Annotated in this window: 14 protein-coding genes; 2 read left to right on the top strand and 12 right to left on the bottom strand. The window is 43.3% G+C overall.

Going from position 1 to position 12,916, the window contains the following annotated elements; genetic code table 11:
- The 3 genes from EAG18_RS08665 to ccmA are packed head-to-tail and all read right to left on the bottom strand — an operon-like array spanning window position 1 to window position 2,049.
- Window positions 1-738, bottom strand: a complete 738-nt coding sequence (locus EAG18_RS08665; protein ID WP_125251990.1) for a heme ABC transporter permease — start codon at window positions 736-738, stop codon at window positions 1-3.
- Window position 739: 1 nt separating this feature from the next.
- Entirely contained in the window at window positions 740-1,426 is a 687-nt protein-coding gene (ccmB, locus tag EAG18_RS08670) for a heme exporter protein CcmB (protein ID WP_125251991.1), read from the bottom strand.
- Window positions 1,426-2,049: a cytochrome c biogenesis heme-transporting ATPase CcmA gene (gene ccmA / locus EAG18_RS08675; RefSeq protein WP_125251992.1), complete on the bottom strand. Its 624-nt coding sequence runs from the start codon at window positions 2,047-2,049 to the stop codon at window positions 1,426-1,428. Before ccmA ends, ccmB begins: the two co-directional genes overlap by 1 nt.
- Window positions 2,050-2,152: 103 nt before the next feature.
- On the opposite strand from ccmA, the gene EAG18_RS08680 reads away from it, so the two are divergent.
- Both EAG18_RS08680 and EAG18_RS08685 read left to right on the top strand, forming a co-directional pair.
- Entirely contained in the window at window positions 2,153-4,579 is a 2,427-nt protein-coding gene (locus EAG18_RS08680; protein ID WP_125251993.1) for a flagellar hook-length control protein FliK, read from the top strand.
- A 6-nt stretch (window positions 4,580-4,585) separates the two neighbouring features.
- On the top strand, window positions 4,586-4,882 hold the full coding sequence (locus EAG18_RS08685; protein WP_125251994.1) for an EscU/YscU/HrcU family type III secretion system export apparatus switch protein: 297 nt from the start codon (window positions 4,586-4,588) through the stop codon (window positions 4,880-4,882).
- A gap of 24 nt (window positions 4,883-4,906) precedes the next feature.
- Here the strand turns inward: EAG18_RS08685 and EAG18_RS08690 are convergent, their stop codons facing one another.
- The 9 genes from EAG18_RS08690 to EAG18_RS08730 form a co-directional block, all read right to left on the bottom strand.
- Window positions 4,907-5,338 (bottom strand): DUF2802 domain-containing protein, encoded by a 432-nt coding sequence (locus EAG18_RS08690; RefSeq protein WP_125251995.1) that lies wholly within the window; start codon window positions 5,336-5,338, stop codon window positions 4,907-4,909.
- On the bottom strand, window positions 5,339-5,836 hold the full coding sequence (locus tag EAG18_RS08695) for a chemotaxis protein CheW (protein ID WP_010369098.1): 498 nt from the start codon (window positions 5,834-5,836) through the stop codon (window positions 5,339-5,341).
- A gap of 24 nt (window positions 5,837-5,860) precedes the next feature.
- On the bottom strand, window positions 5,861-6,622 hold the full coding sequence (locus tag EAG18_RS08700) for a chemotaxis protein CheW (protein ID WP_125251996.1): 762 nt from the start codon (window positions 6,620-6,622) through the stop codon (window positions 5,861-5,863).
- 8 nt (window positions 6,623-6,630) lie between these two features.
- Window positions 6,631-7,401: a ParA family protein gene (locus tag EAG18_RS08705; RefSeq protein WP_125251997.1), complete on the bottom strand. Its 771-nt coding sequence runs from the start codon at window positions 7,399-7,401 to the stop codon at window positions 6,631-6,633.
- Between the two features lie 121 nt (window positions 7,402-7,522).
- Window positions 7,523-8,668, bottom strand: coding sequence for a chemotaxis response regulator protein-glutamate methylesterase (locus tag EAG18_RS08710; protein ID WP_125252078.1), 1,146 nt, complete (start codon window positions 8,666-8,668; stop codon window positions 7,523-7,525).
- A 72-nt stretch (window positions 8,669-8,740) separates the two neighbouring features.
- Window positions 8,741-10,948, bottom strand: a complete 2,208-nt coding sequence (locus EAG18_RS08715) for a chemotaxis protein CheA (RefSeq protein WP_125251998.1) — start codon at window positions 10,946-10,948, stop codon at window positions 8,741-8,743.
- 13 nt (window positions 10,949-10,961) lie between these two features.
- A complete protein-coding gene (locus EAG18_RS08720; RefSeq protein WP_125251999.1) occupies window positions 10,962-11,735 on the bottom strand; it encodes a protein phosphatase CheZ in 774 nt (257 codons plus the stop codon).
- Window positions 11,736-11,754: 19 nt separating this feature from the next.
- A complete protein-coding gene (cheY, locus tag EAG18_RS08725; protein WP_125252000.1) occupies window positions 11,755-12,138 on the bottom strand; it encodes a chemotaxis response regulator CheY in 384 nt (127 codons plus the stop codon).
- Window positions 12,139-12,180: 42 nt separating this feature from the next.
- Window positions 12,181-12,915 carry an RNA polymerase sigma factor FliA gene (locus tag EAG18_RS08730; RefSeq protein ID WP_125252001.1) on the bottom strand — a complete coding sequence of 245 codons (735 nt, stop codon included), beginning with the start codon at window positions 12,913-12,915 and terminating at the stop codon, window positions 12,181-12,183.
- Window position 12,916 lies beyond the last annotated feature (1 nt).

Genomic DNA, 12,916 nt, shown 5'->3' on the forward strand with positions numbered 1-12,916 from the left:
TTATCCCCTATTCACTAATTCACGTACCCAAGGGCGATGTTGCTCGCAACGCAAAATCTCATTCTTTAAGCGAATAAGCGTTACTACTCCCAGCACACCTGCAAAGGCGACAATATTAATTAGTAATGGCCATAACATAGATGGATCGATTGCTGATGTATCAAACTTTGTGATGGTAGAACCTTGATGTAGCGTGTTCCACCATTCAACTGAAAAATGAATAATTGGTAAGTTAACCACACCAACTATTGCTAAAATACAGGCAGCTCTCCCCCCTGATTTTTTGTCTTCGAACGCATGATAAAGTGACAATACACCAAAGTATAAAAATAACAGGATAAGCTCAGAGGTTAATCTGGCGTCCCACACCCACCAAGCGCCCCACATTGGTTTACCCCAAGCAGCTCCGGTAATTAATGCTATTGCAGTCATAGCTGCACCAACTGGCGCGATTGAGATAACTGCCAGTTCGGCGTTACGAATTTGCCACACCAAAGCAATAATGGCTGCTATGGCCATAGATGAATACGCACCCATTGACCAAATTGCTGAGGGCACATGAATAAAGATTATCCGGTAGCTGTCTTTTTGTTGATAATCTGCGGGCGCATAGGCAAGCCCCCAAACCCATCCAACAAGTAAACCCACTACCGCAATCACGGCAAAGTAAGGAAGCAAGGTGTTACACAATTGGTAAGCACGCTCCGCTTTGGCATAAGGATGTAACCACTTCCACATTTTAACTTACACTCACTCTTAAAGCTGACGATATGGCAATTGGTGCGGCGACAATGGCAACGGCAAGCATCGCACCAAGGATTGCAAGCTGACCGCCATAAGCAAGAGACATGCTACTGGTATCAATGGCGGATGTTGCAAAAATTAATACAGGAATATACAGCGGCAGGACTAGTAAGCTCATCAAAATTCCACCTTTTTGCAATGCAACGGTGAGTCCTGCCCCTATAGCTCCAATAAAACTTAACAAAGGTGTCCCAATTAACAAGGTTAACACTGTCGCATTCAGGGACTGCGTTTCTAAATTCATTAACAATGCAAATAATGGCGCTAGTAGTACCATAGGTAGCCCACTTACGGTCCAGTGTGCAGCCACTTTGGCAAGTACAGACAATGACAACGGATAAGGCGATGCTATCAGTTGTTCTAGCGAGCCATCGTTATAGTCATCCCGAAATAGTTTATCTAGCCCTAACATAGTCGATAACAGGGCTGCTACCCAAATTATGCCCGGCGCAATTCTGGTAAGTAATGCAGGCTCTGGCCCAATCGCTAAAGGGAATAACGTGATGACAATCAGAAAAAACAGTAATGGGTTAACGATTTCAGCACGTTGCCTAAATGCAAGTGTCACATCTTTTGCATAAACGGATTTGAACGCTAACCAATATGAATGATGAGTCTGCATTACAAACGGTACTCCAATGTCAAAGTTTGTAACTGCGCGAAATGTGCGGTGAGATCTTGGTGTGTAGTCAGTAAAATTGCTCCACCTGCATCGAGGTGGGACTGAAACTGGGTTTGCAACAAGGCAACACCTTTTTTATCTAATGCGGTAAATGGTTCGTCGAGTATCCACAATTTAGCTTTGTTCAGCCATAAACGAACCAAAGCAACACGACGCTGTTGACCCGCTGAAAGGGTACGCACCGGTACATCTTCAAGCCCTATTAGACCCAGCTTTGCCAACAGCTCATAAACCTCTTCTTCACTGGCTTTTGCACCATGTACTTGCAACCAATATTGGACATTTTCGTAGGCATTCAGTTGCTGATTAACACCCGTTTTATGACCAATAAACAACAGTTCAGCTGCAAATGAATCATAATCTTCTCGAATATCGGTATGGTTATATCGGATCTGACCTTCATCCGCTCTGGCAAAGCCCGCAATTATTCGTAACAGTGACGTTTTACCGGCACCATTTGGGCCTTCTACTTGCATGATCTGCCCCGAATGGAGAGTGAAACTTAATGAGTCAAACAAGCATCTATCTTGTTTGGTACAAGTGACGGTGTCTATCTCTAGCAAATCTGGGCTTCTCTTTACCTAAAATTGGGCGTTAGTCTAACATAATGGTATGGTAATACGAATAATCCGATGCGATCGATTAGCGAAAATTTGATTTAAAATAATGAATAAGCTGCCAATTACAACAAATACTACGACAGCATCTGTGATAAGCACAGATAATAGCGAAGTATCTAAATTAGACTTGACTAACAACCAGCCTTTTGCAGCAAAAAACATTCACATTAGCAATGATAAACTAAAGATGGATGTAGCAATTGACGGTCGCTGGCAAACTATCCAAATTGCGCTGAAACCACCAACTCAACCTAATCAGCTCCAAGAAGCGCAAGTTAGTATCGACGAAACAGGGAAAGTAGTTACTTTCCATACCCCGAAATTACAAGCTCAAGTCACATTGACGAGTCAGCTGTTTGATATTTTGGCGACACTTAAAGGCCAAACCAACAGTACAATTATTCAGTCTTCGGCAACTGTGCAGCCTGATTCTACATTGCGCATTAATTCCCTTGATTTGAAGGTACCGGTACCACACCCCGTCGCACAATTGCTCGCAAGTGAGAGCAAACTGTTTGCTAATCTAAGTACTCAACAAAGCAATACTCTTTTGCAAATAGTGAATCAATTTAGTGATCCTCTGTTTAGCACCACATTACCTAAATCAATGATTATTAAACTTATCTCTAGCCAGCTTAGTCCTATCAATGTAAAGCCTCTAGTCAACGGGGTAATGCTTAATATTAACGATCGCCCAATTAGCTTACCGAGGATCCCCAGTAATTGGCCACCTTCTTCAACATGGCAAAAAGGTGAGCTCAAAGCAGCCATCAACGGGGTAGACGTGACAATGCCAGCACGACAAATAAAAGTGGAAACGATCAAACCGCTTAGCGCATTGCTGCATCAAGTAAGTGCGATTGCAAAACCCATTACGCCAATAAATAGCACCAACCCAACTTCAATACATACACTGCAATACGAAACACCATTACTTGAGGTAAGCCTGCAACAAATAAAGTCAGGCGTCGCGCGGGCATTGCAAGTGTTGATCGGCAGACCTTTTGGCAAACAACAACCCCATCAATCTAATGCTTCTCAAGCCTTGCTGACATCTAATAATCAACATGAGAGTATTAAGCGCCTATTACCAAGTTCCATCATACAAGCCCAAGACGTAAACCAGCACAACGAAAGTAAGATAAGTACTCCACTACAGCAGCTCACTGGCCAAATAAAGCAGGGCCTGCTCGATATGATGAGACAATCATCAGTACCATTACAACAGAGCCAGCCCCCTATTAATCGCGAGAAATTAACCGCCTCCATCATCCATTACTTACAACAAAACCCTAGCACAGAACCAAAATACCAAGCGCTTCCCGTCGATTTTGAAATGAAGCAAAAAGCCCTCTCTTTATTACTAGACACATTCACAGGTAAGGAGCAGCTAGACACTAAGCAGCTTCGGCAGGTTAATCAAATTCTAGAGAGACCACTGTATCTTAAAACACACACCGCACCTTTGCTTGTTGATAAAACTGCACAGTTTGTACCATATGCTTCGAGTGAACAGCTTACTCACTCTGTGACCAAAGAAGTTAAAGGGATCATAGAAGTATTACTAAACATACCAACCGCAAAGCTGGGAAGAAAAGACAATATTCAAGGCCCGCTACAGCAAGCCTCTAACACGATAGCAAAAGCGTTAAAAGCTGATTCGTTAAGTCAAATGCCTGAACTACAAAAACTGGTAAACCAAGCGTTCTCTCGGCTATTGGATGAGCGTTCTATTTCGGCACTCGCAGTTAAAAATCAGCTAGAAAGCCAACTGAGCTTAACGCCGTTTAGTAATACGACAACAAGCTTGAACCAATCTAGCTTTACACAAATGTTAGAACGCTTACTACTTTCTCTTTTAGGTGGCCAAGTCGCAGGTCAAGACACTAGCAAAGAAAGCGCAAATCAAAAGATGCAGGCACTGCTAGAGACGTTGTTGCCACAGTTAAAAATGCTCTCTCCTAAACAAGTTGCAGATGCGTTACAACAGCCAATCGCAAAAGAGCTTTTAAATGACTTGGGACAACTACACAACCAACTACAACCACAACAATCTCAATTACAAACCACGAGTTTAGGAAAACAAGATAGTGAAACGCAGCTCATCGTTAATTTGCTATTCCCTACAAAGGTTGGACAAGAGCAACAGCAAACACAGTTACAAATCGGAGAGTATAAAAAGTCGCCCAAAGCTGGAATGCCTGAGAAGTCAGTGTGGTTTATTCGCTTGTGTTTTGATTTTGCTGATAAAGGCCAGATCCATGCCCAAGCAGAGCTAATGGATAAAGCTCTGGAATGTGCACTAGTTGCAACTTCCAACCAAGTGAAACAACTCGCTGAACCCCATTTGGCAACTCTTAGGCACAAACTCGCCGCTCACGGACTGCAAGTAGCCGAGATAGACTTGAGGGAAGAAGCCAGTTTTCAAGACAAGTTCTTCTCTGAACATGCCATTATTAACATTAAGGTATAAATACTAATGACGCAAAAATCAGCAATTGGATTACTTTACGAAGCCGGAAGCGCACCTCAAGTGACCTTCAAAGGCTATGGTGAATTAGCGGAAGAGATTATTGCGCTCGCAAAAGAAAAGAACATCATGATCCATGAGGACGAATCTTTAGTACAGACATTAAGCGCCTTAGAACTACATCAGGAAATTCCTAGAGAGTTATATTATGTTATCGCTGAACTTATTGCATTCTCTTACATTATGCGTGGAAAGTTTCCTCCCGGTTGGGAGGGGTTTCGTGGCAAGCTAGATATAAAGGCTTAGTCCCCCTCTAGCTTGCAACTAACATTATTTTGATTTGTTATGTAAAGACATTAATAACTCGGCCTCAGCACGAGGCAACTCACACTCTCGCATGACTTCTTCAATATCAGCCCCCAGCTCAACCATTTTTACCGCTCGAGAGTAAATTTTTGCGTCTGGATCGTCATATTTTTGTGCTGCTTGCTGATTTGCAAGTTCATGGAGCTCCTGCTCTGTTGTGACTACTCGTTTACCAACACTCATTATGCTAGCGCGAAGCTCTGCAACTTCACTGCGCAATATTGCAATTTGCTGCTCAGCTTCCTGCAATGCACTTGAAGCTTGCATAATATTCGATCTTTCTTTTTGTAATTTTTTACCCAGCACAAAAACAAACCTCAAGCACACTATCGCAAGTACGCTTGAGGTTATTGATATGAAGAGTAAAACGATTTGAGCGTTTACTACTTCCAACATCTAAATATGACTCAGCTCATCCCATTCGTCATCACTTAATAACTTATTAAGATCAACCAAAATCAGTAACTCGCCTTCTCGGTTCGAGACACCTTGGATGAACTTAGCGCTCTCCTCTGTACCTATATTTGGAGCACTATCAATCTCCGAGCTACGCAAGTACACAACTTCAGCAACACTGTCGACTAAAATACCGATCACTTGCTTTTCAGCTTCGATGATTACGATCCGTGAATTGTCTGTAACTTCCGCGCTCTGAAGGCCAAACCTTGCTCGCGTGTCTATTACGGTAACGACATTACCACGCAAATTGATAATACCAAGCACATAGCTTGGTGCGCCTGGAACAGGTGCAATTTCTGTATAACGCAGTACTTCCTGTACTTGCATTACGTTAATACCGTAAGTTTCCTCTTCAAGCTTATAAGTAACCCACTGCAATACTTCATCATTACTATCAGCATTTTTGTCTGCAGAAAGTAGTCTATCTTGGCTCATGGTTTCACTCCATCAATATACTAGTTACTGCTCTCGACTATCGAGGCCTTGTTCTAGCAAACGGTTTAAATTCTCTACATCTATTAGCGCGCACATTTTTTCTTTTATCACCCCAGCTAGCCAAGGTCTCTTGCTGTCGCTGGTACGCCACTTTATGTCTTCAGGCTTGAGTGTCAAGTTATTGACGAGCTTTTCTGCCAATAGCCCCCAACTACTATCTCCAAGCATGATTAGGTATTGATAATTCAGGCTATCTTGAAGCTCAGGTGTCAATTTTTCAGGCATCACCCACATCGCAGTGTCTACAACATTCAGTTTTTCTTCGCGGTTTAACATCACCCCTCTAAACCATTTAGGTTTGCCAAACAATTGATTGACCTCACCTAACTGATGTATACCGCCAAGGGACTTCAGCGGAACCGCGAGCGTTAGACCTGCAACTTCAAAGAATAATGCTTGAAACTCACCTTCTTGATAAGCGTCACGTGCTGACGTCGCTTCTATCGTTGCCTGTTCTTTGATAATAGATGTATTTTCAGTGACTTCAAGATCTTGAGCAAATTTACTCACCTCTTGCTCTTGTACTTCAGTCATCGATTCAATCGTTGTTGGCTTAATGTCAGCGGCTGCGGGAACTATTTCTTGCTCCACATCAGGGTCTTTTACTTGTTCCAATAGCTTCGCAACAGGTGATAAAGCGCAATCTTGTACTTCAGGCTCTTCCTGTAGTAACGCACTAAGGTACTGTTTCATTACCTTTTCATTTGCAAATAAGTGCTTACTCATTCTCTTCTCTAGCTTAGCTGCTTTAAATAATCCAACAAAGCACGATAGGCAAATACGCCCCGAGACTTTGGACAAAACTGCACTGGAACTTGTTGTGCAAGGCTGGCATCTCTAAATTTTGTATCAACCGGAACCACGCCCGGCCAAACTGCATCTTTGTAAGTCGCCAACAATGTTTTATATGCCTCTAAAGATGCCTTTGTACGCTTATCATACATCGTGGGTATTATCGTATACTGATATTGTTTTTGTTGTGAAGATTGCATCAGCTCCATAGTTCGCATCATTCTATCGAGCCCCTTCAAGGCAAGAAATTCTGTCTGTACTGGGACCAATATTCTCTCACTTGCAGCAAGCGCATTAACCATCAATACACCAAGTACCGGTGGACAATCCAGAATCGCATAATCATACTGATCCGCAATTTTCTCGATAGACTTTTTCAAGATCAGACCCATGCCAGTCTTGTTGCCCATACTCCTGTCTAACGTGGCAATAGCCATAGTCGCAGGAAGGATATCAAGGTTTTCAATGGTTGACGGGCAAAGTGCTTGCAATATCTCTTCCCCCGTCATGCTATTTCCACGTATAAAAATATCGTAAACGCTAACTTCTAACTCTTCAGAATCTATACCAAAGTAATAAGTCAGTGAAGCATGTGGGTCGGTATCAATCAATAAAACACGATGGCCTTGTTCAGCTAAAATACCGCCCAGGCTTACCGTTGTTGTGGTTTTGCCCACGCCACCTTTTTGATTTGCTACCGTCCAAATTTTCACTCAATATTCCTTCGCTCATAACGGCCGCATAATGCGGCCTTTATTATACAAACTCAATGTTATTTTTTGTTTTAAAAGTTCGATAATTGCAAGCTTCGGCAACGTAACTTTGCCAGTGGGCTTATTGATTACCCGCTTCCTTGTTAATTCTCGACGCAAAGTCTTGTAACGCAATACTATCTGATGCTAGGCCCGCACTCGCAACCGCTTGCGGCATGCCATACACTACACAGGTAGCTTCATCTTGTGCCCAGATAGTCGCTCCAACCTGCTTTAACATCCTAGCGCCATCTCTACCATCAGCTCCCATACCAGTTAACACAACAGCTAATGCGTCACCACCATATGCTTTAGCGACACTTGCGAAGGTGATATCAACGCTAGGTTTGTAGGTTATTCTCGGACTGTCATCTTCAAAAACCTTTAACGTTTTACTGCCACCTCGACTTTCAACCATCATTTGCTTTCCACCAGGAGCAAGATAGGCTACTCCAGGCATGAGTCTATCTCCATGCTCTGCTTCTTTCACTTTAATCTTACACAGGCTATGTAGCCTGGCTGCAAATGCAGGGGTGAATGCGGCTGGCATGTGTTGGATAAGCAGGATCGGATGAGGGAAGTTTGCAGGTATTTGCGTTAGAATTGTTTGCAGCGCAACAGGCCCACCCGTTGAAGTGCCAATCGCTACTAAACTATATTTTTTCCCAGATGCTCTTGCGGCAGAGGCAGCCGGTGAAGAAGTGGTTGCCGATCTTTGAAAGCTTCTATCTGGCTGAGGCACTGCTGGTCTTAATGTCTCGTTTCGGACTGGCTTTGGCTCTATTGTTCGATTCGAAGTCGAAATACTTGGCCGTGTAAATCGGCTCACTCGACGTCGGCCAATCTCTTTCACTTTGTTCTGTAATGACTTTATCGCCTCTTCGCTGTTTCTAGCAATGTCTTCGAATTTTTTAGGCAAAAAGTCTACAGCACCAGCATCAAGCGCGTCTAACGTTGCACTGGCGCCTTCCCGCGTTAACGACGAAAACATCAGTATCGGTGTTGGCGTCGCTTGCATTATTTGCTTTACAGCGCTTATACCATCGAGTACTGGCATTTCTACGTCCATTGTAATCACGTCTGGACGCAACGAAGCGGCCTTTTCAACCGCCTCTTTACCATTAACTGCAAAGTCTATAACTTTGATTTCACTGTCTTTTTCTAAGATTTCACTGACTCGGCGACGAAAGAAGCTCGAGTCATCAACAACTAATACTTTAACTGCCATTGGCAACGCTCTTTTATTTTGCTCTACAGCAGAGCAGTCAAACTGCTCTAGCATTTGACTACGCTTAAAAACTTAAGCGTAGTGTTTTAATAAGTTAGGTACATCTAGGATTAAAGCAATGCCACCATCAGAAGTGATAGTTGCCCCAGCCATACCTGGTGTACCTTGCAATAAGGCATCAAGGGGCTTTATCACCACCTCTTCCTGACCGATAAGGGAGTCAACAACAAAACCCACTTGTTTAGTCCCTATCTGAGCTATTACAACATGACCCTCAGCTTTTCTCATGCTTCGGTCTGCGCCCTTCACCAGCCAATGTTCGAGATAAAACAGTGGTATGGCTTTTTCACGAACAATGATAGTGAGCTGTCCATCAACTACATTGGTCTTAGTCAAATCAAGGTGGAAGATTTCGCTCACTCCCGCGAGCGGTAGTGCGAAGGTCTGCTCTCCAACCACAACCATTAAGGTAGGTAAAATGGCCAGAGTCAATGGAACCTTGATTTCTAATACAGTGCCAACTCCGAGTTCAGACTGTATATTAACAGAGCCATTAAGTTGAGTAATTTTAGTCTTTACGACATCCATACCGACGCCGCGGCCTGAAATATCAGATATCTGCTCTTTTGTTGAAAAGCCAGGGGCAAATATTAGATTGTACGCTTCGGTATCCGACAATCTGCTTGCTTGGTCTGAATCGATCACGCCTTTATTAATAGCAATTTTCTTCAACTTTTCAGGATCCATACCTGCACCATCATCACGAATGGTCAGTAGAATATGATCCCCTTCTTGAGAAGCTGAAAGTGTCACGGTGCCCATTCTTGGCTTACCAGACGCTTCTCGAACATCTGGCATCTCAATTCCGTGGTCAACAGAATTTCGTACCAAGTGAACCAACGGATCCGCAAGCGCTTCAACTAAGTTTTTATCTAAATCAGTTTCTTCACCTTGTAAAACAAGATTGATTTCCTTTTTTAAGCTTCGAGCAAGGTCTCTTACAACCCGAGGAAAGCGACCGAACACTTTCTTGATGGGTTGCATTCGAGTTTTCATCACAGCGCCTTGCAAGTCAGCTGTCACCACATCAAGATTTGATATGGCTTTACCCATACTCTCACTATTTGTGTTATTCGCCAGACTGACCAAACGGTTGCGTACCAATACCAACTCACCGACCATATTCATGATTTCATCAAGACGTTTTGTGTCGACACGTACTGTTGTTTCTGCTTGTGCAGCTGGCTTTTTAGCTGCAGGAGCTGCGGCCTTTGCAGGCTCAGCTTCTTTTTGAGGCGCAGGTTTTGCTTCGGCTTTAGGAGCTGGTTTAGCCGCGGGCTTAGCCGCCGGTTTTGAAGCTGCTTTCGCTTCAGGCTGTTTGGGTGGTGGCGTTGGAGCTTGCGTTACCGCTTCTTCAGTTGCTTTTGGCGCACTGCCTTTTCCATGTAACTCGTCTAATAAGGCTTCAAACTCATCATCTGTGATTTCCTCATCATCTCCACCGTTGGCATTTGCTTGCTCACTGACTTGCGCTGGTGCTTGAGCTTCTTTAGGAACAGGGTCTTCACTGTTTGGTGCCCCGCCAAATTTGCCGACACCGTGTAACTCATCTAATAGATTGTCAAATTCGTCATCAGTAATGTCGCCATCATCACTGCTTGGTGGTGCACTTTCTGGGCTTTCTGTACTGGTCGGAGCGGGACCATTTCCTGAACCATGTAACTCATCAAGTAAATTTTCGAATTCTTCTTCAGTTATCTCATCAATACTAGAACTGGCGTCGCCGTCAGTATCGGCGTCAAATAAAATATCATCTGCACTAACTTCAGGTACTGGTTCAGTTTCTGCAACAGGTGCTGAAGCGACTTCTTCAACTACCTCGTCCTCAGATGCTGGTTGACTGAGTTTGTGAAGTGTTTCAAGCAACGCAGGATCAGCAGCTTCAGGCTCTTCACGATTTTGGATACAAGCAAACATCTCATTGATTGTATCCAAAGACTGTAAGATAACATCCATCAATTCGGAAGTTACTTTTCGTTGTCCCTGTCGTAACACATCGAATACGTTTTCCGCACCATGACAAGCGTCTACCAGCTCCGTCATGCCCAAGAATCCAGCTCCACCTTTAACAGTATGGAAGCCACGGAAAATCGCATTAAGAAGTTCTTTATCTTCAGGGTTGTTTTCTAGCTCAACAAGCTGCTCAGATAAAAGCTCTAATATTTCGCCTGCTTCAACAAGAAAGTCCTGCAAGATATCTTCATCGACTTCAAAGCTCATACACACTCTCCAACTAGAAGCCTAAACTAGATAGCAAGTCATCGACTTCGTCTTGACCAGAAACCACGTCGTCTCGTGATTCAGCGTCAATAATTGGACCTTCAGGCCCAGACAATTCATCACTGATAGTCTCTGTTGTTTTTATTTCATTTTCATTCGATTTAGTACCGGCCTGTGTTTCGTCTGCTGAACCAAACACAGTAAGGAGATGAATGAGACTATCTTCTACTTCTCGAACTAATTCAATGACACGGCGGATGACCTGACCAGTTAAGTCTTGATAATCTTGTGCCATGAGCACGTTTGTCATCAAACCTTGTAACTCGTCCGTACGTGTTTTCGAAGTCTGCATAAAGCTATCTAGGTCGTGGCACAGAGATTTGAATTCTCCGAGCTGAATATCTCTACTCATTAAACGATCCCAAGTTGGCTTTATTTGTGCTAGTTCGTCGGCAAGGTTTTGTGCCAACGGTAAGCTCTCTTCGACAGCGTCCATCGTTTTGTTTGCAGCGCTCTCCGTCATTTCCATGACGTAGTTGAGGCGCTGTTTAGCGTCAGGAATGGCCTCCGTTGTGAGGTCTGCAAGGCGAGTATCCAGCTCAAAGTTTTTCAATGACTCATGTAACTGACGAGTAAGCTTGCCAACCTCTGSAAATAATTCGGATTGCTCTTTGTTAGCAGCCTCTAAAATCAGCTGATCCGCTTTTTCTTGTTCACCTTGCTCTAATAGCTCTACAAGTTGTTTAGCTTGCTCGAGTGTAATTTGAGGCGCAGCGTTTACAGACATAGGCCATTTCCCCTTGCTGTTAGCCTAAGCGCTCAAATACTTTTTCAAGCTTGGTTTTAAGTGTACCTGCCGTAAATGGTTTCACGATATAACCATTAACCCCAGCCTGTGCTGCAGCAACGATCTGCTCTTTTTTTGCTTCCGCGGTTACCATAAGCACAGGAATATGTTTCAACTTTGCATCAGCTCGTATTGCTCGCAATAAATCGATCCCTTGCATTCCTGGCATATTCCAATCAGTTACTACAAAGTCAAACTCCTGATTTTGTAGCATCGGAAGTGCTGTACTACCATCATCAGCTTCTTGAACATTTGTAAAGCCTAAATCTCTTAATAGGTTTTTGATTATTCTTCTCATAGTAGAGAAATCATCAACCACGAGAATCTTCATGTTCTTATCCAAAACTTCCTCCAGTGAGGTTCGAACCCAACTATTTTATGTACTCTAATTTATCCAGTCATTGATTTTAGCTTTTAGCTTTATCATTGCCTGACCGTGAATTTGACTTACTCGAGATTCACTGACATCTAAAATGGCGCCAATCTCTTTTAAATTCATTTCATCGTTATAATAAAGCGACAAAACCATGGCATCTCTTTCTGGTAATGATTTTATCGCATTTACTAAAGACTCGTTAAAACGTTCATTTTTAACGTTATTAAACGGTTTGTCTAGCGCAAAATCGCTATTTGCAGGGGTAATCACATCTTCGTCTACCCCAAGATCCTCAATGCCTATTACTTTGCTTGCATTTACATCATGTAAAATATGATGGTACTCATCTAGAGATATATCAAGTTTTTCAGCGATTTCAGTGTCTTTTGGTTCTCGACCAAGGAGAGATTCGAGCTCAGATATAGTCTCTGAAACCATTCGGCTATTTTTGTGGACAGATCGGGGAGCCCAATCTCCACGACGAATTTCGTCAAGCATCGCACCTCGAATACGTATGCCCGCGAAAGTTTCAAAACTGGCACCTTTACTGGCGTCAAAGTTTTTTGTTGCCTCAATTAACCCTATCATTCCTGATTGGATCAAATCATCAAGTTGCACGCTTGCCGGAAGTCGAGCGATTAGGTGACACGCCACTTTTTTGACAAGTGGAGCATGCCTTTCAACCACCTTATGAATATGGTCAGAAGTTTGATATCCCGCAGCTCTGTTGACCGGAGAAGCCATA

The sequence above is a fragment of the Pseudoalteromonas sp. J010 genome, from assembly GCF_003934235.1.
In the GTDB taxonomy this organism is placed as follows: Bacteria; Pseudomonadota; Gammaproteobacteria; order Enterobacterales; family Alteromonadaceae; genus Pseudoalteromonas; species Pseudoalteromonas peptidolytica.